Here is a 22,371-nt window from a genome sequence, read left to right on the forward strand (position 1 = left end):
CACTCCCAAGACGACCTCGACTACGTCGCAGACCAAATGAACCGCAGACCCCGCAAACGCCTCGACTTCGCCACCCCCTACGAGACAATGCAAGAGACCCTGTTGCAATGACCCATTGAATCCGCCGGCCCAATAGGCAGATTCATGGCCCATTCGAGGGGGCACCTCACGTGGCGCCCAGTGGAGCGGGTGACGGGAATCGAACCCGCGTGATCAGTTTGGAAGACTGAGGCTCTACCATTGAGCTACACCCGCACTGCTGATGACTCAGCGCGTACTAGAGTAGCGGAGCCTGCCGGTGGCAGGTGTCACGGGGTGTAGCGCAGCTTGGTAGCGCGCCTGCTTTGGGAGCAGGAGATCGCAGGTTCAAATCCTGTCACCCCGACGAGTGAGCGAGCGCCGAAAGCCGAACGGCTTTCGAGCGCGAGCGAGCGAGGAAGGGGTTGAGGAGCGCCGCAGGCGCGACGATCACCCCGACGAAGTCCCCAGGCGCGACGATCACCCCGACGAAGTCCCGGCGCGCCGAACGCCTCCGGCCTTCGCCCCGGTGCGACACCCACCTAGAACGCAATCCTCACCACGCGACGCCGTTTCGACGGCTCGTGCACCACCTCGAACCCTGCGTCGAGGAACGCACCGAGCGGACCCACGAACACCTCGCCCCATGTGATCGCGGAGTCTCCCCACGTCACGATGGGGTAGCCCTCAAGGATCTTCGCGCCGCGCTCTCGAGCGAACGGCACGGTCGCCGCGCACAGCGGGTGTGTGAGCCCTAGCCCTTGAAACTCCTTGCGCACGCGAAAGCACGTGACGGCCCACACGTCGGGGTCCCCGCGGTCCTGTGTACGGCCCTTCCACACGGTCGCGGTGGGCTCGTTGATGTGGAAGATCCGGTAGTTCACGCGCGGCTCCACGGCCACCCACCCAGCCGGCTCATCGTCCAGGTAGAGCACGAGGCCAGAAGTCTCCACAGCGTCGGGCTGTCCGCAGTTCGTCTGGTCCCTGAGCGCCTCCGCGCGCGCCTCCCACGGCTGGGGCGCGTATCCCGCCTGGCCCATCTTGTAGCGCTGGCACTGGCAGCGGTGAGGGTACCCGCGCTCGCCGAAGATCAACTGCAGGTCTTCCCAGGACGCCTCGTTGGCGGGGACTACGCGCTCGGCCATGTCGCCAGGCTATGCCCGACGCTATGGCCGGCTCGGGCTCAATCGCTCAGTTGGCAACGGGAACAGGCGGCACCGGCCGCTCGCGGAACGTGCGCGCCACCGTGAGGATGCCGAGGATGAGCGCCGCGGGAACGAGCAGCGCCACGCGCCACGTGGTCGCGTCCGCGATGATTCCCGTGGCTGCGGAGCCCACCACCACACCCACGTAGTTGAAGAGGTTGAGGCGGGACACGATCTCGTCGATCTGCTCTGGTGCGAGGTCGCCAGACGCGGAGAACGCGAGCGGCACCAGCACGCCAAGGCCAAGACCAACCACCGCGAAGCCGCCAACCGCGAGCCACGCAACGGGCGCTACCGCGGCCACCGCAAATCCTGCGGTCGCGAGGATCACCGCGAACACCACCACAAACACGCGGCCAACGGCCGCGACGATCCGGTCGCCGATGATCCGTGCAACGAGCACTGTTCCCTGGTACGCGGCATACCCAAGCGGCAGCACCGCCGCGGACGCCATGAACGTCTTGTCCAGGTACACGGGGCTCCACGTGCTGACTACGCCGTCGCCCACGTAGACCACCAGGATTACGAGGCCAAAGAGCGTGAGGCCGCGCCAGGGCAGCGTGGGCTTCGCCGACTCCGGCACACCAACCTCGGGATCGCGAACCAACCCACGCCGCAGCCCAGGCAGTGCGGCAACGGCAACCACGGCGCCCACGAGGAACGCCGTCTCGAACGGTGCGCCGGTGCCGTTAATGCCCGCCACCAGCAGTGCTCCCGTGATCGCGGCCGCAGTCTGGAACGCATAGAAGGTGGTGAAGATGGGGCGTCCGTAGGCGCGCTGCACCGTGAGGCCCTGCATGCCGTTTCCAGCATCGCCAAGGCCAACTCCCAGCCCGAACAGCGCGTACACGGGGAAGAGCGCCGCGTACGGCAGGTTGATCATCGCGAGCAGCAGCGCCGTCGCCTGGATCGCGAAGGCGGGAAGCAGCAGGAACGCGGAGCCTTTGCGCAGCGCGATCGACCCACCAAGCAAAGACCCGATCGCGGCGAATACCAGCACCGACAGCACCACAAACGACACCTGAGTGTCGTCGATCCCCGTGCGATCCTCTAGCCCCGGCAGGTTCGTCAGCACGAGCGCCTGCAGCAACCCCTGCACAACGAACCCAAGCGTTGCCCACGTGCGGGCCCTGGTGAGCACAGCGTCGGCCATCAAACCTCCATGGTTGGCACGGTGCGCTCACTGTAGCGCCGGTTACCTTCGCATACGGCCCGACGCTCGCTCACCCGGGTGCGGGAGCCTCACCGTTGCGGGTAGAATCGCGGGGTTGCCCGTGGCACCACCATGCACAGCGGGACCCATCCATCATCAGGAGAATGCAGTGACCAGCGCCCTCGAGCAGATCGACGCCACGACCGTCAAGCTGACGGTCACCCTCACGGAAGAGGACATTGCGCCCGTTATGGCGCACGCCTACGAGCACGTTGGCTCGCAGGTGCAGATTCCCGGATTCCGCAAGGGCAAGGTGCCGCCGAAGATTCTTGAGCAGCGCGTGGGCAAGGGTGCGATCATCGAGCACGCCGTGAACGACGGCCTGCCTGGCTGGTACTCGGAGGCCGTGCAGGAGCAGGGCATCCGCCCCTACGGCCAGCCCGAGGTTGAGGTTGTGAAGATCCCGGGTATCGAGGCTGGGGATGAAGGCATCGAGTTCACCGCCACCGTTGAGGTGCGCCCAGAGGTGACGCTTCCCGCCGCGGACTCGCTCACCATCACGGTGGCGCCTGCGGAGATCACCGACGAAGACGTGGACGCGCGCCTCACGGCGCTGCGCGAGCGCTTCGGCACCCTCGTTGGCGTTGACCGCCCGGCGGCCGAGGGCGACTTCGTGACGCTCGACCTGTCCGCTGTGGTGGACGGTACGGACGTGGACGCGGTGCAGGGCACCTCGTACCAGGTGGGCGCCGGCAACATGCTTGAGGGTCTCGACGAGGTCATCACCGGCCTCTCGGCCGGCGAGGAGACCACCTACGAGGGTCCGCTCGCCGCGGGCGACCACGCAGGTGAGAAGGCCACGATCACGGTCAAGGTCACCGCGGTGAAGGAGCGCCAGCTCCCCGACGCCGACGACGACTTTGCCCAGCTTGCCTCGGAGTTCGACACCATCAACGAGCTCAAGGAGGACCTGCGCGAGCAGGCCGGCCGCATCAAGACCAACAACCAGGCCATGGAGGCCCGCGAGAAGCTGCTCGAGGCGCTGACCGAGGCCACCGACTTCGAGCTTCCTAAGAAGGTCATCGAGTCCGAGGTGCACACGCACCTCGAGAACGAGAACCGCCTTGAGGACGACGAGCACCGCGCAGAGGTCACCGAAGAGGCGGGCAAGGCGCTGCGCGTGCAGATCCTGCTTGACCAGCTCGCGGACGACTTCGACATCGAGGTGGAGCAGTCCGAGCTTCTCGACTACCTGCTGAATGCATCGCGCCAGTACAACGCGGACCCCGCTCAGTTCATCGAGCAGGTGGAGAAGGCCGGCCAGATCCCCGCGATGGTCGCCGAGGTAGCACGTTCCAAGGCCACCGCGTACGCCCTGCGTCGCGCCACTGTGGTGGACGAGAAGGGTGCTGCAGTTGACCTCACGCCGGTCATCGGATCCATCGAGGACGAGGTTGCTTCGGACGAGGTTGCCGAGGACTAACTTTTCACGCAAGAAAGAGGGGCGTCACCGGATCGGTGACGCCCCTCTTTGCGTATGCGCGATGCGCTAGCTCGTGGAACTGGCGATAGCGGCGATGATGATGATTCCGAAGAACAGCACCAGGAACGCGAGTTCGATGTAGCCGATGATGAGGCCCGCGAGACCGAGTCCCTTGAGGTCGGCCTTGCCCTCGTTCGCGGCCTTGACGCCCAAGTGGCCAAAGATGATCGGCACGATAACCATGCCGAGCAACGCGGTCACGAGCGCCACGATGTTCATCCAGGTGTTGGGCGTGGGGTTTGGCGCGCCATACGCCTGCGGGGGAGCGGGCGGAGCGGCGTAGGGCGCCGGCGCCGCGACGGGCTGGGCGGGGAACACCGGAGCGTCCGCGACGACGGGCTCTGGCACAACCTCCTCGGCGACCTCCGGCTCGGGCGTCGTCGGGGTGTTTTCATCTGATGTGGTCATGATGATTCCTTTCTAGCTACTCAAGTGAGCCTGAGGTCGCGGCCCAAATGATGAATCCGAAGTAGGCGATGATTCCCACCACCGACAGATAGCCGAGCACGAGTCCGGCAATAGCTGCTCCTCGCGCGTCCGCCTCGCCGCGCTTCGACGCGCTGAGGCCCATGTGCCCAAAGACGATGGCGGCGATGCCGGAGATGCACGTGAAGATCGCCGCGATGCCGCACCCAAGCGCCACCCAGTTCATCCAGGTCTTTGGCTTGGACTGGCCCGGGTAGTAGCCAGGCGGAGGCGGGGCGTAACCGGGTTGCGGATAACCGGGCGGGGGATAGCCGGGCGGCGGGTACCCAGGCTGGGCCGCCGGTTGGAGAACCCCGGGTTGCACCACGCCCGGCTGCGCAGGCTGCTGTTGCGGGTACTGCTGTGGTGGGTACTGCTGCTGCGGGTATTGCTGCGGAGGCTGATACTGCGCGGGCGCTCCCTGGGGCGCGGGCGCCGCGTTCGGCGCCGGAGGCGGCGGAGGTTGCGGCGTCGGCTGAGCCGGCTGCATGCCCTCCGAGCCTTTGGGAAGGAACGGGTCGTCACTCATCTTTACCCCCAACCAAGGTGGCGCGTTTCGCCTGACTTGACTCTAGCGTCGGGCCTAGAAGGCGACGAACAGGATCGCGCACGCAACAGCGACAAACACGATTGCGGCGAACGCCCCCGCGACGATGAGCGCGAGCTTTCCCCACGACGTGGGCACCCAAGGATGCTCGCGCTCCGTCTGCTCGTTCCAGGAGTCGAAACGCGTGGTGCGGCTCGACATCGCGGACGCGAACCGTTCGGCATGGCTGACCTGGTCCGGATCGGACGGTGGATCGGTGTTCTTGTCCGCGCCTGCCACGGGTTGCTCCTTCGTCGAGGTACTGCTGGCGACTCTAGCTTCGCCGTTCTCCCAGTAGCGAAAACGGGCCGCAAACGGCATAGGCGAGGCAGCGTCGGGCGTTAGGGTCACACGTGACGAAAGGACGCGACGTGAGTGATTTCACCGCACGAGGCGAGGGCCCCGGAATGGGTCTCAACGACTCGATCTTCAACCGCCTGCTGCGCGAGCGGATCATCTGGCTAGGCGACGAGGTGCGCGACGACAACGCGAACGCCATCTGCGCCCAGATGATGCTGCTTGCTGCGGAGGACCCGGACAAGGACATCTACCTGTACATCAACAGCCCCGGCGGCTCCATCACCGCGGGCATGGCGATCTACGACACCATGCAGTACATCAAGCCCGACGTCGCCACCGTCGCGATGGGCATGGCGGCGTCGATGGGGCAGTTCCTGCTCTCATCCGGTGCGCCAGGCAAGCGCTACGCGACGCCGCACGCGCGGGTCATGATGCACCAGCCCTCCGGCGGCATCTACGGAACCGCAACGGACATCCGGATTAACGCGGAACTCATCATGCACATGAAGAAGGTGCTGGGAGAGCTGACGGCCGCGCAGACCGGCAAGAGCATCGAGCAGATCACCAAGGACGCGGACCGCGACCGCTGGTTCACGGCCGACGAGGCGCTCGAATACGGATTCGTTGACAAGGTCATCAAGCACGCTGCCGAGGCCGGCGACGTGTCGCAGGGAGGTAAGGCATGAGCGAGCTCTACCAGGCCATTCAGGCCGCTGGGCGTACCGCGGGATCGTTCGAGTCGCGATACATCCTCCCCCAGTTCGAGGAGCGCACGGCCTACGGCTTCAAGCGCCAAGACCCCTATGCCAAGTTGTTCGAGGACCGCATCGTGTTCCTTGGCGTGCAGATCGATGACGCGTCCGCGGACGACGTCATGGCGCAGCTGCTGGTGCTCGAGTCCCAGGACCCTGACCGCCTCATCAAGATCTACATCAACAGCCCCGGTGGCTCGCAGACCGCGCTGACCGCGATCTACGACACCATGCAGTACATCAAGCCAGAGATCCAGACGGTGTGCCTTGGGCAGGCGGCCTCTGCGGCGGCCGTGCTGCTCGCGGCGGGAACGCCGGGCAAGCGCCTCGCGCTGCCCAACGCTCGCGTGATGATCCACCAGCCGCGCATTGAGGGCGGGTCTCGGGCGCAGGCCTCGGACATCGAGATCTACGCGGAAGAGATCCTGCGCATGCGCGAGTGGCTCGAGAACACGCTCGCGTTCCACTCTGGCCAGACGCCGGAGAAGGTGCGCGAGGACATCGAGCGCGACACCTTCCTGTCCGCCGCCGAGGCCAAGGAGTACGGCCTCGTCGACGACGTCCTGGAATCTCGCAAGGGCGCCGCGATGGTGGAGGGCGTCAAGTAGCCAACTGATGCAAAAGGCGAGGCCCGACGCTGTGGTGACCATAGCGTCGGGCCTCACCTTTTGGGCGAGTCGCCAGGTGCGTGTCAGGGAGTCTCTGTACGCTGGAAAGACTTGGGAAGGAGCCTTGAATGGCGCGACCAGCCGACTCCGGCGATCTGCTGAAGTGCACGTTCTGCGGAAAGACGCAGAAGCAGGTGCGCAAGCTCATCGCAGGCCCCGCCGTGTACATCTGCGACGAGTGCATCGGGCTGTGCAACGAGATCCTTGACGAGGAGCTTGCCGAGGCGGTGGAGCAAGAGTTGGTTGAGCTGCCAAAGCCGCGCGAGATCTTTGACTTCCTTGAGCAGTACATAGTTGGGCAGGACGCGGCCAAGCGAGCATTGGCCGTGGCCGTCTACAACCACTACAAGCGGGTTCGTGCGGGGGAGACCAAGTCACTTCCGGATGCCGAGGCGGTGGACATCGCCAAGTCCAACGTGTTGTTCATTGGGCCAACGGGATGCGGCAAGACGTACCTTGCGCAGACGCTGGCTCGGATGCTCAATGTGCCGTTTGCGATCGCGGACGCGACCGCGCTCACCGAGGCCGGCTATGTGGGCGAGGACGTGGAGAACATCCTGCTCAAGCTGCTACAGGCCGCGGACTATGACGTCGAGAAGGCGCAGCGCGGCATCATCTACATCGACGAGATCGACAAGGTCGCCCGCAAGGCGGAGAACCCGTCGATTACCAGGGACGTGAGCGGCGAGGGTGTGCAGCAGGCGCTGCTCAAGATCCTTGAGGGATCCGTGGCGTCGGTGCCCCCGCAGGGAGGTCGCAAGCACCCACACCAAGAGTTCATCCAGATCGACACCACCAACGTGCTGTTCATCCTTGGTGGTGCGTTCGCCGGCCTCGAGGAGATCATCTCCTCGCGCGTTGGGCGCAAGGGCATTGGCTTTGGCGCCACGCTCAAGGAGGCGGACAACTCGGACCTGTTCGCGCAGGTGACGCCAGCGGACCTTCACAAGTTTGGGCTCATTCCTGAGTTCATCGGCCGCATGCCGGTGATCGCCACGGTGTCGCCGCTTGATGTGGACGCGATGGTCTCGATCCTCACCACTCCAAAGAACGCCCTGGTGAAGCAATACCAGCGGATGTTCGAGCTCGACGGCGTGGAGCTCGAGTTTGAGCCGGATGCGATCGATGCCGTGGCCGAGCAGGCGCTTGACCGCGGCACGGGTGCGCGCGGGCTCCGGGCGATCCTCGAAGAGGTTCTGCAGGGCGCGATGTTCGAGGTGCCCGGCCGCGACGACGTCTCTCGAGTGGTGGTGACGCGCGAGGCGGTTGTTGATCGCGCTGAGCCGGTCTTCTACCCGGCCGCGCGCGAAGCCGGCGCGGCCTAGCCGCCCGCCGGGCGCCGCCCATCCTGCGACCTCCTACGGGTGCACCAGGTCCGCTTCTGGCACATGGTTGACTCCCGCGGGTACCTTGGGTCCGCCAGCGACCCGCGTCCCCAGATCCGGGGTACATGGGCTTTGTCCACAGTCGAGTCACTCATGGCCAACGCGAATGCCCATTTGCGAGTTGGTTTGGTCCATGACCTCGACTCGCTCGGACACCGTCTCCCTCGACGACTTTCTACGTGACTGCACCGACGCGACTCGGGGGAGAGACCTGCGTGCGCGATACGGCGGGAGTGCGATCAAGCGCGCCGTTGCTAGAGGCGACCTCGTCCGAATACTGCCCGACGTGTACGCCACGCAACTTCACGCGCGCTCGTTTCACGTACGAGCTCGCGCCGCCGCGCTATGGTCAGGCGGCGTCATTTCGGGCGCGGCCGCACTGTTCGCTTGGGGACTGCTAACCGAACCACCACATGTGATCGAAGTGGTGGTCCCCCACGGGATCAATCCGAGACCCAGACCCGGCTTCGCCGTCAGGCGATCGACCATCGATCTGCCCGGAACGGTTCGCCAGGGGCTTCCGGTGCTGACTCCGGCGGCGGCCGTGGTCCTTGGCTACGGACAATTGCCCAAGAGCACCCGGGCCGAGGTGTTCTACACCGCCGTCCGGCGACGTCTAGTGAGTGTCACACAACTTGAAACGATGGTCGCGTTAGCGCCGAGGATCAAAGGTCGCCGGAGCCTCGAACGTAGTATTCGAGCGGCTAGCGCGGGGGCTCAGAGCTGGCTCGAAGAGCGGGCGCTGCGCAAGGTCTTCAATACCGCCGAGTTTGCGCGATTCAAACCGCAGCACGAGATAGTGATCGAGGGGAACCAATTCTTCCTCGACCTCTTTGATCCCGCGACCAAGACCTGCCTGGAGTTTGACGGGCGGAAGGGGCACCTGAACGAGTTCCGCCAGAAGAACATCACCCGAGACTGCTGGGTTGCGTCGGAGGGAATCGTCACCTTGAGGTTCAGCTACGAGGACCTCACAGAGCGCCCGGAGTGGTGTCGGCAGATTGTTCGCGAGGTGCTCCGCGTGCGCGAGGCACAGTTCGGTGCCCGCACCTGGACCTGAGGCACCCACAAGAGACATGCAAGTCCCGAAGCCGGACCTGACGTACCCGCAGGGCGCCCGCGTGGGGGTGGGGCGTGGGGTGGGGCCCGGGTTGGGCGCCGGTGGGGCTACTCCGCCAGGATGGCCGCGGTTGCCACGGGCTCTGGAACGTCCGCGCCCACGAGGTCCAACGACTCAACGCGCCCTGCGGACATCACATCCCCGCGCGCGGACACCACGAGCGACACAGCATCCTGGGGCACCTGCAGCGTCACGGACGTGATGACCGTGCGCTGCGACACCTTCGCCTCAGACTTCACCTTGCGCAGCGCCGCCAGCGCGCCACCGGCGGCAGCGAGCGTGGCCGCGCCCTCGCCCGGCACGCCGGACGGCCAGGCTGAGCGGTGCACCGAACCCTCGCGGTACCAGGACCACACCTCCTCGGTGGCGAACGGCAGCACGGGGGCAAGCAGGGCAAGGAACGTGTCCAGCGCGCGCACCAGCGTGGCACGGGCCGACGCTGCGCCGCCTGAGCACTCGGCGAACGGATCGATCGCCTCACCTGGGGCAGCGCCGTCGTACGCGCGCTCTTTTACAAGCTCCACATAGTCGTCGCAGAAGGTCCAGAACAGCGATTCGGTCACCTCGAGTGCCCGCGTGTGGTCGTACGCCTCGAGCGCCGCGGTGGCGGTGGCGACCACGGAATCCAAAGCACCGAGCATCGCCTCGTCGAGGGGCTCGGTCACGGAGAAGCCGCGCACCAACTCGGCCGCACGCACGCCATCCTCAAGGGTTGCCGCAGAGCCAACGCCCGTGGCGCCCAAGACGAACTTGGACGCGTTGAGCACCTTCATCGCGAGGCGGCGCCCCACCTTCATCTGCCCCTCGTCAAAGGCGGCGTCGGTACCAAGGCGGGCGGAGGCGGCCCAGTACCGCACCGCGTCCGAGCCGTGCGTCTCGAGCAGCCCCATGGGCGTCACGACGTTGCCCTTGGACTTGGACATCTTCTTGCGGTCGGGGTCCAGGATCCAGCCGGAGATCGCTGCATGCTTCCACGGCAGCTCGCCGTGCTCGAGGTGCGAGCGCACCACCGAGGAGAACAGCCACGTGCGGATGATGTCCTGACCCTGAGGCCGCAGGTCCATGGGGAACGTGCGGGAGAACAGGTCCGCGTCCCCACGCCAGCCGCACACGATCTGCGGGGTCAGAGAAGACGTGGCCCACGTGTCCATGATGTCGGCGTCGCCAACGAAGCCGCCCGCCACCCCGCGCTGAGCCTCCACAAAACCGGGAGCAGGCTCGGCAGACGGGTCAACAGGCAGCGCGTCCTCGGCAGGAACGATCGGCGAGTCCCACACGGGCTCGCCATCAGCGCCCACCGGGTACCAGACGGGCACGGGCACACCAAAGAACCGCTGGCGCGAGATCAGCCAGTCGCCCGTGAGCCCGCCCACCCAGTTCTCGTACCTCTTGCCCATGTGCGAGGGCACAAAGTCGAGCGCCTCGCCGCGCTCAAGCAATTCAGAACGCAAGGAAGAGTCGCGCCCACCATTGGAGATGTACCACTGGCGAGACGTCACGATCTCGAGCGGCCTGTCGCCCTTTTCATAGAACTTCACGGGGTGCGTGACGGGCTTGATGTCGCCAACCAGATCCCCGGACTCGCGCAACAGTTCCACGATCCGCTGCTGTGCCGCAAACACAGTCTTACCAGCGATTTCGGCGTACGCAGCGAGTCCCGCACGCGAAGAGATAGCCGAAGGCGCCTCCTCCAGAATGCGACCATCGCGCCCAAGAATCGCGCGCGTAGGCAGCTGCAGTTCGCGCCACCAGATGACGTCGGTGACGTCACCAAACGTACAGATCATCGCGATGCCGGAGCCCTTGTCCGGGGAGGCAAGCGGGTGGGCCACCACGGGCACGGACACCCCAAACAGCGGCGTCACCACGGACGTGCCAAACAGCTCCTGATACCGCGCGTCATCCGGGTGCGCAACGAGAGCCACGCAGGCTGCCAGCAACTCCGGACGGGTGGTCTCAATGAAAACTGGGGAACCGCCGTCGGGCCGTGCAAAGCCAACCCGGTGGTAGGCGCCCGGGCGCTCGCGATCCTCGAGCTCCGCCTGCGCAACGGCCGTGCGGAAGGTGATGTCCCACAGCGTGGGCGCCTCCGCCTGGTAGGCCTCGCCGCGCGCCAAGTTGCGCAAGAATGCCTGCTGGGCCACCGCAATGGAGGACGGCGAAATCGTCTGATACGTGCGCGACCAGTCAACGGACAGGCCAAGGTGGCGCCACAGCGCCTCGAACTTCTCCTCGTCCTCCGCGGTGAGGCGCTCGCACAGCTCAACGAAGTTGCGACGTGAGATCGGCACCTGGTCGGCGGGCTTGACCTCTTTGCCTTCGGTGCCCTGATGCGGCGGCTCAAAGTCGGCAACGTACGGCAGCGTGGGGTCGCAGCGCACTCCGTAATAGTTCTGCACGCGGCGCTCGGTGGGCAGGCCGTTGTCGTCCCACCCCATGGGGTAGAACACCTCGCGGCCGCACATGCGCTGGTAGCGCGCCACCACGTCGGTGTGGGTGTACGAAAACACGTGACCCACGTGCAGCGAACCGGAGACGGTGGGCGGCGGGGTGTCGATTGAGTAGATCTCTTCGCGCGTCTTGGTGCGGTCGAACGCGTACGTGCCCTGCTGCTCCCATACGTCGGCCCAACGGTCTTCGAGTCCGTCGACAGTGGCCTTCTCGGGGATGCGTGCAGTCATGGCGGACATTCTCTCAGAACTTGGCATAGGCCCGACGCTGTGCACGGCCACGCGAAAATCTTCCGCCTTGCGCGGAATGGCTTTGGCCTGCCTGGGCGTTGTCAGTCCCGTCACCTAAGGTGGCCTAAGTCCGCCAGGGTCGGCGGCACACCTTATCCCCGGGAGGTCCGCCCATGGCGGAGTCAGTTCTGCCTGCGTCCGTGAACGCAGACTCCAACCGTTGGCGCATGCTCGCCGTGATCGCGGTTGCTCAGCTCATGATCGTGCTTGACGGCTCGATCGTGAACGTTGCGCTGCCGCACATGCAGCAAGACCTCGGCATCTCCGACGCCAACCGCCAGTGGGTGGTGACCGCGTACATCCTCACCTTCGGCTCGCTGCTCCTCCTCGGTGGACGTATCGCCGACTACTGGGGCCGCAAGCGCGCATTCGTGGTGGGTCTCATCGGTTTCGCGTTCGCCTCCGCTCTCGGCGGCTTCGCGCCGTCCCAGGGCTACCTGTTTGCCGCCCGCGGTCTGCAAGGCATCTTCGCCGCGCTGCTCGCTCCCGCGGCGCTGTCCCTCGTGACGGTCGCATTCACTGAGCCCAAGGAGCGCGCCAAGGCGTTCGGTGTGTTCGGTGCGCTCTCCGGCGCCGGCGCGGCCATCGGTCTGATCCTCGGCGGCCTGCTCACGGACAACTTTGGGTGGGAATGGGTGATGTGGGTCAACGTGCCCATCGCCGCGATTACCGCCGTCTTCGCCGTGATCATCGTTCACGAGTCCAAGGCAGGCGGGCACCCGCACTTCGACATTCCCGGCGCGCTACTCGCCACGTTTGGCCTGCTCGCGCTCGTCTACGGCTTCACGCGCGTTTCCGAGGTGGAGCACGGATGGGCGGACCCAAGCGTGATTGCGCTCTTGGCCGCGGCGGCGATTCTGCTCGTTGGGTTCGTGCTCATGGAGCGCCGCAGCCCCAACCCGCTGCTGCCGCTGCGGATCCCGCTTGACCGCGTGCGTGGTGGCTCCTACCTCACGTTCCTCGTGGTGGGCGCGGGCCTCACGGCGATGTTCCTGTTCCTCGGCTTCTACCTGCAGATCGTGCTCGGCTACTCGGCGCTCAAGGCAGGCATGCACTTCTTGCCGTTCTCCGTGGTCATCATCCTCACGGCAGGCGTGGTGGCCCGCGTGCTTCCCAAGGTGGGCCCGCGCCCGCTGATGGTTGCGGGACTGCTGATCGCGGCCGTCGGCATGCTGCTATTGCTGCGCACGACGCCCGAGGACCAGTACTGGACCCACGTGTTCCCGTCGATGGTGATCATCCCCCTGGGTATGGCGTTCGTGTTCATCCCCACGTCCTCCACGGCGCTCATCGGCGTCGAGGCGCGGGATGCTGGAGTGGCGTCCGCGCTGCTCAACACGTCGCAGCAGGTTGGTGGCTCCATTGGCCTCGCGCTGCTCAGCACGCTCGCTCTCACGGCGCAGGCCAACTCGATCGACGAGCTTGGCCTCACCGCGGACGGCTACCCACATCCTGAGTCGCTCGTCGCTGGCTATCACGTGGGCTACCTGTGGGGTGCGGTGCTGCTCGTGATCGGCGCGCTCATCGCGTTCGCGCTGGTCCGCGTGAAGCGGCACGAGTTCCACGCCTCCGCCGAGGATGAGGCCCCTGCGTTGGCTATCTAGCGTTTCGCCGCGCACAGGCGGCGGCAACGGACTAGCGTTCAGCACATGATCCGATTCCTGATTCGCCTCGCCATCAACCTTGTCGTCGCCGCTCTCGCGTTGTGGGTCACCTCCGTGATCCTCGAAGACTTCAACGTCACGTTGCAGGGACTCGTCGTCGCCGCGGTGATCTTTGCGCTTCTGCAAGCCGTGCTCGCGCCGTTCGTCTTCAATATGGCGCGCAAGTATGCCGACTTCCTGCTCGGCGGCGTTGGGCTCGTCTCAACGTTCCTCGCGCTGTGGATCACCACGCTCATCACGGGTGAGGACGGCCTTGAGATCTCGAGCATCGCCGGCTGGATCGTGGGCACGCTGCTCGTGTGGCTTATCACGGCGCTGGGCGGCTGGGCCCTTGGCCTTATCTTCCTCAAGAAGCGCGCGGAAAACCGCTGATTTTGCTCGCGAGAACCGGCCCCGTGCACACCGCGCGGGGCCGTTTTCCTTGCCCGACGCTGGGGCCAAGATTTTGGTGACAGCCCAGTTTCGTAATTGGTAGGATTGCGGCCATGACTGTGACTGAGGAGCAGACCGGAATTGCCGCTCGACTGCGAGAGGCCACCGCCCCAGAGCACCGCGACACCGAGACCCGCGGCTTCATCACCCGCCTCATGGGTGGCGAGCTGGATCTGGCCGCGTACACCGCATACCTGGCTCAGTACGCCTACGTTTACCGCGCGCTCGAGGCGCGCGTGCCCCTCGCTTCAGACCCCGAGTTCCTCAAGGACGCGGGGCTCATCCGCACGCCCTCCATCGCGAGCGACCTCGCCAACCTCGGCGCCCCAGACTGGGAGCAGACACACCCTGCGCTGCCCGCCACCGCCGCGTACGTGGCGCATCTCGAGTCACTCGATCGCGATGATGTGCCGCGCTACGTGGCGCATCACTACACGCGCTACCTTGGCGACCTGAGCGGCGGCCAGGCCATCGCCGCGCTCGTGGCGCGCCACTACGGCGCCACCGACGATCAGCTCGCGTTCTACCGTTTTGAGACCATCGACTCCCCGGTGCGCTACAAGCGCGCCTACCGCGACGGCCTCGACGGCCTCGACTTCGACGAGGACCAGACGCAGGTGCTCTTCGCCGAGGCGAAGAAGTCGTTCGTCTTCAACGGCGCGATCTTCGAGGCGCTCGGCGCCTCGATCGCCGAGTGAGGCTCCGCGCCACCGCAGCGCTGACAGTCCTCGCGGCGCTCGCTCTCAGCGCGTGCGGCATCTCGATGACGCCGTCGGACAAGCCGACGACGTCCGCCCCCACCTCGAGCGAGACCACCGCCCCGGCCACGCCCCTTGACCAACTGGACTTTCTCGCCGATCCCAGCAACTACCAGGGCCCTTCCACGGCGACCCTGCACATCGACGGCCTCCAAGCCCCAGCGTCGGCCCCTGCGCAAAGCCTTCCCGTGACGGTGACAAGCCACGACCGCTCGGGCGACCAAATGGTGACCGTCACCGACACGAGCCGCATCGTCGCCGTCGACATCGCGGGATCCATTGGCGACACGATCTGGGCGCTTGGGCTCAGCGACCTCGTCGTGGGGCGCGACGTCGCGGCTAGCTTCCCCGGCTCCGAAGACGTGCCCGTGGTGACAGGCAACGGCCACTCCATCAGCGCGGAGGCGGTGCTCGCGCTCGGTCCCACGATCGTCATCACGGACGGTTCCGTTGGCCCCACGAGCGCCATCGACCAGCTTCGCGACGTTGGCGTAACCGTGGTTTACGTGGACAACGTCAGCAGCTTTGACGGCGCGGCCCAGTTGGCGCGGGACGTTGCCCACGTGCTTGGGGTGCCCGACGCGGGGGAGACCGTGGCGCAGAGCCTCACCGAGCAGGTGGACCAGGTTCGCGCGCAGATAGCGCAGATCGCGCCGGCAGAGGGCGACAAGCTGCGCATGGTGTTCCTGTACTTGCGCGGCTCGGCGAGCGTGTACTACCTCTTTGGCGCGGAGTCCGGAGCGGACCAGCTCATCGCGGCGCTTGGGGGAGTGGACGCGGCCGCCGAGACGGGCATCAAGGGAACCCAACCGCTCACCGATGAGGCGATGCTCGCGGCCGATCCCGACGTGTTGCTCGTCATGACAGACGGCATCGAGAGCGTAGGCGGCGTGGACGGGCTCACCGAGACGTGGCCCGCCATCGCGCTCACCACCGCAGGGAAGAACAAGCGCGTGGTCGACATGGCGGACACGCTCATCCTGTCTTTTGGCCCCAAGTCGGCAGCAGTGCTCGATGGTCTTGCCCGTGCCATTTACGCCCCGGACGCTCCGTAAGCCATGGCTCCCGCCGCTCGCCGCAACCGAATCGCCATCGCTACCGCGGTGCTCGCGATCGCGCTCGTGATTGGGGTGGTGATCAGCGCGGCCATCGGCCAGTTCCCCGTGGCCGTCACCGAGGTTCTTGGTTCGCTCCTCAATCGCGTGGGCCTGCACACGTCGTGGGCGCCCGTTGAGGAGCTCAAGGATCAGGCACTGTGGCAGATTCGCTTCCCGCGCATCGCGATGGCCGTGCTCGTGGGCGCGGCGCTTGCGATCGCCGGTTGCGTGATGCAGGCGATCTTTGGCAATCCGCTCGCGGAGCCCGGCGTGGTAGGCGTGTCGAGCGGTGCAGCGCTTGGCGCCGCGTTCGCGATCGCGCTTGGCGTGACCTTCGCGGGGGCCGCCGGGGTTGCGGTGTTCGCGTTTGCCGGCGGGGTCGCGGCCACGCTGCTCGTGTACGTGACGGCAAGGGCCAACGGCCGCACCGAGGTGGTCACGCTGCTGCTCACGGGCATCGCGATCAACGCGTTTGCGGGCGCGGGGCTCGCGCTCATGATCTTCATGGCGGACACGGCCTCGCGAGAGCAGATCATCTTCTGGCAGCTCGGCTCGCTCAACGGCTCGCGGTGGAGCGAGGTGGCGGTGGTTGCGCTGCTTGGCACGGCTGCTGCGGTGGTCGCCTTCGCAAGCGCCCGACGCTATGACCTCCTTGCGCTTGGGGAGCGCACCGCCGCACACCTTGGGGTGCGCGTCGAGCGGCTGCGGGTGGTGTCGATCGTGGTCGTGGCCGTGCTCACGGGTGCAGCTGTTGCCTACGTGGGCATCATCGCCTTTGTTGGCTTGGTGGTGCCGCACGCGCTGCGCATGATCATGGGTCCCGGTCACCGCGCCTTGTTGCCAGCGAGTGCGCTTGGCGGCGCGGTGCTGCTCGTCTTCGCGGACGTCATCGCGCGCACCGCAGTCACGGGTGCGGAACTGCCCATCGGGCTCATCACGTCGCTCATCGGTGGCCCGTTCTTCTTTTACCTGCTGCGCCGCACGCGTACCAGCCAAGGGGGCTGGGCATGAGCGCGCCCAAGCTAACCCCAGCTCCAGCCCTCGCGGCCAGGGAAGCCAGCTACAGCGTCGGGCAGGCCGTGCTTGTCGATGGCGTGACGCTCGAGGTGAACCACGGCGAGCTCGTTGCGCTCGTGGGGCCGAACGGGGCGGGGAAGTCGACGCTGCTGAGCCTGCTCACCGGCGAGCGGGTGCCGTCCGCGGGCAGCACCGAACTTGAGGGCACGCCGCTGCGCGGGTGGAACCACAAGGACCTGGCGCGGCGCCGTGCGGTGCTGACGCAAGAGAACCACGTGGCGTTCTCGTTCCGCGTGAGCGAAGTGGTGGAGATGGGTAGGGCCCCGTGGAGGGGCACAGAAGCCGATTCCGACGACGAGTTCGCGATCGCCGACGCCATGGCCCGCACCGACGTGACGCACCTGGCAGAGCGGGTGTTTAGTTCGCTCAGTGGGGGAGAGAAGGCCCGGGCCTCGCTCGCACGTGTGCTAGCCCAGCGCGCCCCCATCATTTTGCTCGACGAGCCAACCGCCGCCCTGGATCTGCGCCACCAAGAGGAGGTGCTCACTCTTGCACGAGAACTCGCGAGGGAGGGAGCGGCCGTGGTTGTGGTGGTCCACGACCTGTCGCTCGCGGGCGCCTATGCGGACCGTGTGGCCGTGATGGATCGCGGGCAGCTCGTGATCGCTGGCGCCCCGCGCGAGGTGCTGACAGCGGAACTGATCTCTCGCGTCTACGGCACGCCCGTGCGCATCGTGAGCGACCCCGTCACGGGTAACCCCGTGGTGGTCCCAGAGCGCTCCTAGCGCTCTCGTCCTCAGGCGCCCAGAGTCACCACCCCGACAAAAGCGAAGGCGGGCCGGCTTGCGCCGACCCGCCTCGCTTTGGTGTGCTCCGCTACGCCATCGTGTCCCTTCTCCGGCGGGCGAGCACGATGGTCACGGCAATGGCCGCGACCACGATTGCGGCGAGGGCCCACCAGATCCACGATGAGCCGTTGGGCTCGCTCACTCCCTGCGCCGCCTCGGCAGTGGGGGAGGGCTCTGGGGTAGCCGAGACGCTCGGCTCCTCGGTGGGGGCAGCGCCCGCGAGAACCGCGAGGCAGCCATCGGCGCCCGTGGCGGTGAGCGTGATGGGGTCAAGCTCCTCGCCCTGCGGGTAGGTGCCGAACGCCTCTGCGCCCTCCGCGGTGAGCGTCGCCGGGACGTCGGTGAAGGTCACCACGTCGCCGTCAACGGTGGGCGTGACGCTCGTGAGGTCGATGCTGGCGAAGCGCACGCCCGTGGCGGACACCTCCTCGCCCTCCTGCGTGACGCCGGTGACGTCGAGCACCAGGTAGGCGCCGTCCGCGCTGAGCTCCACCACAGGGTTGGAGATCGTCGTGTCGAGAGCGCCCTCGTGGCCCGTGAACTCGATGGAGCCGGTGAAGGCCACCGAGCCGATGCCCGTTGCGGGGTCAACCGCTCCAGAGCCGGCCGACCAGGTGAAGATTCCGGCGTTGTCCTCGACGCCCGTGACGGTCCACTCGCCGTTAGCGATCGTGGAGTCGATGTACGCGCGGAAGGACTCCTTGAAGCCCCACGTGAGCGTTGCCGGGTCAACGAGGCACATGCCCTCGAGCGACGCCCGCTCCGGAATGTTGAGCACGATGCCCTTGGCCGTGTCGCCGCTAAAGAACACGAGCGTGTGTTGCCCGCTCAGCGACGCGGGAAGGGAACCCGTCCACGTGGCGGTGCCCCCAGCGTCGGCCGTCACGGTGCCAAGCACCGTTGGCGAGGAGTAAATGACCACCGTCACCGAGGCGCCGGGCTCGAAGCCGGGGATCGAGATGGTGACCTGCTCGCCTGCGAGGAGCGAGGTCAGGGACTCGTCGTCGAGCTCGATGCCGGTGGTGGCGGGGGGCTCCGACGGGATCTCGGAGCCGGCGGTGTCGCCGTCACCGGTGGCCGTGGCGACCACCTTGGTGCCGCCGCCCGACGGCGTGGTTGCGCCAGCCCCGAACGTCACCGTGACGGGGTCAAGCGCCTTGCCAGCGGAGTAGTAGCCGTCGAACGCGGTAGCTCCGGCCGCGGTGAGCGTGGCAGGCACGCCTGAGTAGCGCGTGGCGCCATCGAACGTGGACTTGGTGCCGCCCGCGAGGTTGAGCGTGGCGAACGTGACGCGCTTACCGTTGACCGTGAGTTCGAGCTTGGCGGTGCTCTTGGAGGTGAGCGTCACCGACGGCTGCGAGAAGGTTAGGTCAAGCGCGCCGTGGTGGCCCGTGAAGCGAGCCGAACCGGCGTAGTTGGCCGTTCCGGAGCCCTTCTTCGCGTCGACCGTGCCGGACTTCTGCACGAACGTGAAGCTGGAGCCCGAGTAGTTCGCGCCCGTCACCGAGATCGCACCCTGCGCGATGGGGCCGGTGACGTAGTTGCGCCAATCGGAGTCGATGCCCCACGTGAGGCGACCAACCACCGTGGTGGTGTCGGGCACCTCGGGCTTGGGCGTCACCGAGGGCTCTGGAGAGGGCTCCGGGGTGACCGAAGGCTCCGGCTCGGGATCTACCGGGGGCTGGGTGTGCGTGAGCGTGAACCCGCCGCCAAGTTCCGTTTCGCTCACCACGGGGAAGGAGAACGTCACGGGTGCGAGAGCGGTGCCAGCCGCGTACGTGAACACCGCAGAGCCGGCCGCCGTCAAGGTGGCGGGCACGTTCGCAAAGGTGACCACGCCGTCGGCCACCGTGCCGGTGACGCCGTTGAGGTTGAGCGTGGCAACCGTGACCGTCTCGCCGTTGAGCGTGGCGTTGAGCTGGCCGATGGTGGCGCCGGTCTGCTTCACGGTGGGGTTGTCGAGCGCCACGCTGAAGTGGTGCGTGGCGTGTGCATAGGTCACGCCGCCGGAGTAGTCGACGTCATCCGTGCTCACCGCGTCGTTGGGGAACGACGTGACCGTGCCGTTGTCGGTGGCACCGTCGCGCGGGGTGATGTCGGTGACGTAGCCGCGCCAGCTGGCGAGGAACGCCCAGTCAAGCTGCCCGACGCTGGGTTCAGGGGTGACCGACGGCTCCGGGGAGGTGGTGGGCTCGGGAGACGTGGTGGGCTCGGGGCTCACCGAGGGCTCCGGGCTGGTGGTGGGCTCAGGTGCGGCCTTCCACGTCACCGGCGTGTACGTCTCGAACGGGGCATAGACGGCGCCGGATCCGGGGTAGGTGTAGATGCCCCAGTTGCCGGTCTCATTGATGACCGTCCCCTTGCCCACCGTGATGGTGGTGGTGAAGGTGCCGTTCGCGTCGATGGCGACGTAGGGGTCACCGCTCGCGTCCGCGGCGGCGACAGCCCACTTCTGCACCGCTACGCGGCGCGTGGAGCTGGCGGCGCTTTCCGAGGGCTTCCACGTGGAGTCGAAGTTGCCGAGCACCACGTACGCGCCGCCGAACTTTCCGGCGAGCGGCGGGCGCGTGCCCGACGTCGTGGTGCCGTTGGGCACAAAGTTCTTGCCCGTAATGGTGATCTCGTCGCCGGCCTCGAGGTCCGCGGTCTTGGATACCGTGATGGTGGGCTTGAAGGTGACCGGGGTGTAGGTCTCGAACTCCGCGTAGGCGGCGCCGGAGCCGGAGTACGTGTACACGCCCCAGTTTCCGGACTCGTTGGTCACGGAGCCCTTAGCCACCACCAGCTGCGTGGTGAAGTTGCCGTAGGCGTCGATGGCGACGTAGGGGTCGCCGGTGGCGTCTGCAGCGGCGACGGCCCACTTCTGCACGGCGACTCGACGTGTGGTGCTCGCGGCGGCCGCCGAGGGCTTCCAGGACGAGTCAAAGTTGCCGAGCACCACGTACGCGCCCGAGAACTTGCCCGCGAGCGGCGGGCGCGTGCCCGTGGTTGCGGGGGCGTTGGGCAGGAAGTTCTGGCCCGTGACGGTGATGACGTCACCGTTCTCGAGGCTTGCGGTCTTGGAGACCGTCACCGAGGGCTTGAACGAGATGGGCGTGTAGGTCTCGAAGCCCGCGTACGTGGCTCCGGAACCGGGGTAGGTGTAGATGCCCCAGTTGCCGGACTCGTTGACGACGGCTCCCTTGCTCACGGTGATCTGAGCGGTGAACGTGCCGTTGGCGTCGATCGCGACGTAGGGGTCACCGGTGGCATCTGCCGCGCCAACCGCCCACTTCTGGATCGCCACGCGGCGCGTGGAGCTGGCTGCACTCTCCGAGGGCTTCCACGTGGAGTCGAAGTTGCCGAGCACCACGTAGGCGCCAGCGAACTTGCCCGCGAGCGGCGGGCGCGTTCCGGTGGTGGCGGGGGCGCGGGGGCCAAAGTTCTGGCCGGTGACCGTGATGACCTCCCCGTTGGCAAGGCTCGTGGTCTTGGACACGGACACGACCGGCTTGAACGTGACGGGCGTGTAGGTCTCGAAGGCGGCGTACGTGGCTCCGGAACCCGCGTAGGTGTAGATGCCCCAGTTGCCGGTCTCGTTCGTCACCGTGCCCTTTGCCACCACGATCGTCGTGGTGAAGTTGCCGTAGGCGTCGATGGCGACGTAGGGGTCGCCGGTGGCGTCTGCAGCGGCGACGGCCCACTTCTGCACCGCTACACGGCGCGTGGAGCTGGCTGCGCTTTCCGAGGGCTTCCACGTGGAGTCGAAGTTGCCGAGCACCACGTAGGCGCCTGCGAATTTGCCTGCCATGGGCGGGCGAACCCCGTTTGTAGCAGGGGCGTTAGGCGTGAAGCCGGTGCCGGTGATCGTGAGGACGTCGCCCGCAACAAGGTCAGCGGTCTTCGAGACCGTGATAGTGGGGGTCGCGGGAACCTCTGGCTCCTCGGTGGGCTCAGGGGTGACGGAAGGCTCGGGGGTCACTGACGGTTCTGGGGTCACGGAGGGCTCAGGGGTGACCGACGGCTCCGGGGTGACCGACGGCTCCGGCTCGGTCTGCGGCACCACGAACCCGCCGCCCGCGTTCTCGCCGCTGAGCTTGGTGAAGGACACGGTGATGGGGTCCATCGCGGTGCCAGACGGGTACGTCGCCACCGCGGTGGTGAGCACCACGGGGATGTTGCGGAATGTGACCACGTCACCGGAGACCTCGGGCTCGATGCCTTCGAGGTTCAGCGATGCGATGGCGCCGCTCGTGGGGGCGCCGGGTGTGAGGGTGGTGTCAACTGACAGGGTTCCGGTGGTGCCAGAAACGCTGATCGACGGGTTCGACACCGTGAACACGAAATGACCCTGCGGCTGCGTGAAGGTCGCGGTGCCCTGGAAGGACACAGCAGACGTGGTGACGCTGGCCTCGGGGAAAGACGTAACGGAGCCGTTGTCCGAGGCGCCCGCGGAGCCCACGGGATTGCCCGCGTAACCGCGGAAGGAGGTCTTGAAGCCCCATTGCAGTGCGCCCGCTCCATCCGCGCGAGCGGGAAGGGCCACCATCACGGTGGAGACGATCAGGGCAATGAGTGCGAGTGCAATGCCGGCCGTACGAGGGCGCGACAGGGCAAGGCGCGAGGTCACAGAGGACTCC

At 66.7% G+C, this 22,371-nt stretch carries 18 protein-coding genes, 2 tRNA genes and 1 pseudogene; 13 read left to right on the top strand and 8 right to left on the bottom strand.

What is annotated here, in order from left to right; all coding sequences use genetic code 11:
• A pseudogene (locus QM618_RS04845) lies at positions 1 to 111 on the top strand (IS30 family transposase); the annotation flags it as partial.
• A gap of 70 nt (positions 112 to 181) precedes the next feature.
• On the opposite strand, the gene QM618_RS04850 reads toward QM618_RS04845, so the two are convergent.
• Positions 182 to 255, bottom strand: a tRNA-Gly gene (locus QM618_RS04850).
• Positions 256 to 311: 56 nt separating this feature from the next.
• On the opposite strand from QM618_RS04850, the gene QM618_RS04855 reads away from it, so the two are divergent.
• Positions 312 to 385: transfer RNA gene (locus tag QM618_RS04855), tRNA-Pro, on the top strand.
• A 175-nt stretch (positions 386 to 560) separates the two neighbouring features.
• On the opposite strand, the gene QM618_RS04860 is transcribed toward QM618_RS04855, so the two are convergent.
• Positions 561 to 1,163 carry a GNAT family N-acetyltransferase gene (locus QM618_RS04860; RefSeq protein WP_428095336.1) on the bottom strand — a complete coding sequence of 201 codons (603 nt, stop codon included), beginning with the start codon at positions 1,161 to 1,163 and terminating at the stop codon, positions 561 to 563.
• Positions 1,164 to 1,209: 46 nt separating this feature from the next.
• Positions 1,210 to 2,376, bottom strand: a complete 1,167-nt coding sequence (locus QM618_RS04865) for an MFS transporter (RefSeq protein ID WP_428095337.1) — start codon at positions 2,374 to 2,376, stop codon at positions 1,210 to 1,212.
• 169 nt (positions 2,377 to 2,545) lie between these two features.
• On the opposite strand from QM618_RS04865, the gene tig reads away from it, so the two are divergent.
• Complete coding sequence (gene tig, locus QM618_RS04870) at positions 2,546 to 3,859, top strand: trigger factor (RefSeq protein ID WP_428095338.1); 1,314 nt, start codon at positions 2,546 to 2,548, stop codon at positions 3,857 to 3,859.
• A 66-nt stretch (positions 3,860 to 3,925) separates the two neighbouring features.
• On the opposite strand, the gene QM618_RS04875 is transcribed toward tig, so the two are convergent.
• The 3 genes from QM618_RS04875 to QM618_RS04885 are packed head-to-tail and all read right to left on the bottom strand — an operon-like array spanning position 3,926 to position 5,210.
• On the bottom strand, positions 3,926 to 4,327 hold the full coding sequence (locus QM618_RS04875) for a DUF4190 domain-containing protein (protein WP_428095339.1): 402 nt from the start codon (positions 4,325 to 4,327) through the stop codon (positions 3,926 to 3,928).
• A gap of 16 nt (positions 4,328 to 4,343) precedes the next feature.
• Positions 4,344 to 4,913, bottom strand: a complete 570-nt coding sequence (locus QM618_RS04880; RefSeq protein WP_428095340.1) for a DUF4190 domain-containing protein — start codon at positions 4,911 to 4,913, stop codon at positions 4,344 to 4,346.
• Positions 4,914 to 4,967: 54 nt separating this feature from the next.
• A complete protein-coding gene (locus QM618_RS04885; RefSeq protein ID WP_428095341.1) occupies positions 4,968 to 5,210 on the bottom strand; it encodes a hypothetical protein in 243 nt (80 codons plus the stop codon).
• A gap of 167 nt (positions 5,211 to 5,377) precedes the next feature.
• On the opposite strand from QM618_RS04885, the gene QM618_RS04890 reads away from it, so the two are divergent.
• The 4 genes from QM618_RS04890 (at position 5,378) to QM618_RS04905 (ending at position 9,135) form a co-directional block, all read left to right on the top strand.
• A complete protein-coding gene (locus QM618_RS04890) occupies positions 5,378 to 5,956 on the top strand; it encodes an ATP-dependent Clp protease proteolytic subunit (protein WP_428095521.1) in 579 nt (192 codons plus the stop codon).
• Entirely contained in the window at positions 5,953 to 6,630 is a 678-nt protein-coding gene (locus QM618_RS04895; protein WP_428095342.1) for an ATP-dependent Clp protease proteolytic subunit, read from the top strand. The genes QM618_RS04890 and QM618_RS04895 overlap by 4 nt, the downstream gene beginning before the upstream one ends.
• Positions 6,631 to 6,758: 128 nt before the next feature.
• Entirely contained in the window at positions 6,759 to 8,015 is a 1,257-nt protein-coding gene (clpX, locus tag QM618_RS04900) for an ATP-dependent Clp protease ATP-binding subunit ClpX (protein ID WP_428095343.1), read from the top strand.
• Positions 8,016 to 8,361: 346 nt separating this feature from the next.
• Positions 8,362 to 9,135 (top strand): DUF559 domain-containing protein, encoded by a 774-nt coding sequence (locus tag QM618_RS04905; RefSeq protein WP_428095344.1) that lies wholly within the window; start codon positions 8,362 to 8,364, stop codon positions 9,133 to 9,135.
• A 107-nt stretch (positions 9,136 to 9,242) separates the two neighbouring features.
• Here QM618_RS04905 and valS read toward each other — a convergent pair whose 3' ends face one another.
• Entirely contained in the window at positions 9,243 to 11,876 is a 2,634-nt protein-coding gene (gene valS / locus QM618_RS04910) for a valine--tRNA ligase (RefSeq protein WP_428095345.1), read from the bottom strand.
• Positions 11,877 to 12,049: 173 nt separating this feature from the next.
• On the opposite strand from valS, the gene QM618_RS04915 reads away from it, so the two are divergent.
• The 6 genes from QM618_RS04915 to QM618_RS04940 all read left to right on the top strand — a co-directional run bounded on the left by QM618_RS04915 (position 12,050) and on the right by QM618_RS04940 (position 17,689).
• Positions 12,050 to 13,540, top strand: coding sequence for an MFS transporter (locus tag QM618_RS04915; protein ID WP_428095346.1), 1,491 nt, complete (start codon positions 12,050 to 12,052; stop codon positions 13,538 to 13,540).
• 45 nt (positions 13,541 to 13,585) lie between these two features.
• Entirely contained in the window at positions 13,586 to 13,972 is a 387-nt protein-coding gene (locus tag QM618_RS04920) for a phage holin family protein (RefSeq protein ID WP_428095347.1), read from the top strand.
• 113 nt (positions 13,973 to 14,085) lie between these two features.
• On the top strand, positions 14,086 to 14,730 hold the full coding sequence (locus QM618_RS04925) for a heme oxygenase (biliverdin-producing) (protein WP_428095348.1): 645 nt from the start codon (positions 14,086 to 14,088) through the stop codon (positions 14,728 to 14,730).
• Entirely contained in the window at positions 14,727 to 15,845 is a 1,119-nt protein-coding gene (locus QM618_RS04930; protein ID WP_428095349.1) for a heme/hemin ABC transporter substrate-binding protein, read from the top strand. Before QM618_RS04925 ends, QM618_RS04930 begins: the two co-directional genes overlap by 4 nt.
• 3 nt (positions 15,846 to 15,848) lie before the next feature.
• Positions 15,849 to 16,898, top strand: a complete 1,050-nt coding sequence (locus QM618_RS04935) for a FecCD family ABC transporter permease (protein WP_428095350.1) — start codon at positions 15,849 to 15,851, stop codon at positions 16,896 to 16,898.
• A complete protein-coding gene (locus QM618_RS04940) occupies positions 16,895 to 17,689 on the top strand; it encodes a heme ABC transporter ATP-binding protein (protein ID WP_428095351.1) in 795 nt (264 codons plus the stop codon). The genes QM618_RS04935 and QM618_RS04940 overlap by 4 nt, the downstream gene beginning before the upstream one ends.
• A gap of 91 nt (positions 17,690 to 17,780) precedes the next feature.
• Here QM618_RS04940 and QM618_RS04945 read toward each other — a convergent pair whose 3' ends face one another.
• Positions 17,781 to 22,361 (bottom strand): HtaA domain-containing protein, encoded by a 4,581-nt coding sequence (locus QM618_RS04945; RefSeq protein ID WP_428095352.1) that lies wholly within the window; start codon positions 22,359 to 22,361, stop codon positions 17,781 to 17,783.
• Positions 22,362 to 22,371 lie beyond the last annotated feature (10 nt).

The organism is Demequina sp. (assembly GCF_049841215.1).
GTDB lineage: Bacteria > Actinomycetota > Actinomycetes > Actinomycetales > Demequinaceae > Demequina.

What these genes read in the sequence shown, in the direction of transcription:
- QM618_RS04860 (WP_428095336.1), bottom strand. Translation starts at nt 1,163, where the DNA reads ATGGCCGAGCGCGTAGTCCCCGCCAACGAGGCGTCCTGGGAAGACCTG.
- QM618_RS04865 (WP_428095337.1), bottom strand. Translation starts at nt 2,376, where the DNA reads ATGGCCGACGCTGTGCTCACCAGGGCCCGCACGTGGGCAACGCTTGGG.
- QM618_RS04875 (WP_428095339.1), bottom strand. Translation starts at nt 4,327, where the DNA reads ATGACCACATCAGATGAAAACACCCCGACGACGCCCGAGCCGGAGGTC.
- QM618_RS04880 (WP_428095340.1), bottom strand. Translation starts at nt 4,913, where the DNA reads ATGAGTGACGACCCGTTCCTTCCCAAAGGCTCGGAGGGCATGCAGCCG.
- QM618_RS04890 (WP_428095521.1), top strand. Translation starts at nt 5,378, where the DNA reads ATGGGTCTCAACGACTCGATCTTCAACCGCCTGCTGCGCGAGCGGATC.
- QM618_RS04895 (WP_428095342.1), top strand. Translation starts at nt 5,953, where the DNA reads ATGAGCGAGCTCTACCAGGCCATTCAGGCCGCTGGGCGTACCGCGGGA.
- clpX (WP_428095343.1), top strand. Translation starts at nt 6,759, where the DNA reads ATGGCGCGACCAGCCGACTCCGGCGATCTGCTGAAGTGCACGTTCTGC.
- valS (WP_428095345.1), bottom strand. Translation starts at nt 11,876, where the DNA reads ATGACTGCACGCATCCCCGAGAAGGCCACTGTCGACGGACTCGAAGAC.
- QM618_RS04915 (WP_428095346.1), top strand. Translation starts at nt 12,050, where the DNA reads ATGGCGGAGTCAGTTCTGCCTGCGTCCGTGAACGCAGACTCCAACCGT.
- QM618_RS04920 (WP_428095347.1), top strand. Translation starts at nt 13,586, where the DNA reads ATGATCCGATTCCTGATTCGCCTCGCCATCAACCTTGTCGTCGCCGCT.
- QM618_RS04925 (WP_428095348.1), top strand. Translation starts at nt 14,086, where the DNA reads ATGACTGTGACTGAGGAGCAGACCGGAATTGCCGCTCGACTGCGAGAG.
- QM618_RS04935 (WP_428095350.1), top strand. Translation starts at nt 15,849, where the DNA reads ATGGCTCCCGCCGCTCGCCGCAACCGAATCGCCATCGCTACCGCGGTG.
- QM618_RS04940 (WP_428095351.1), top strand. Translation starts at nt 16,895, where the DNA reads ATGAGCGCGCCCAAGCTAACCCCAGCTCCAGCCCTCGCGGCCAGGGAA.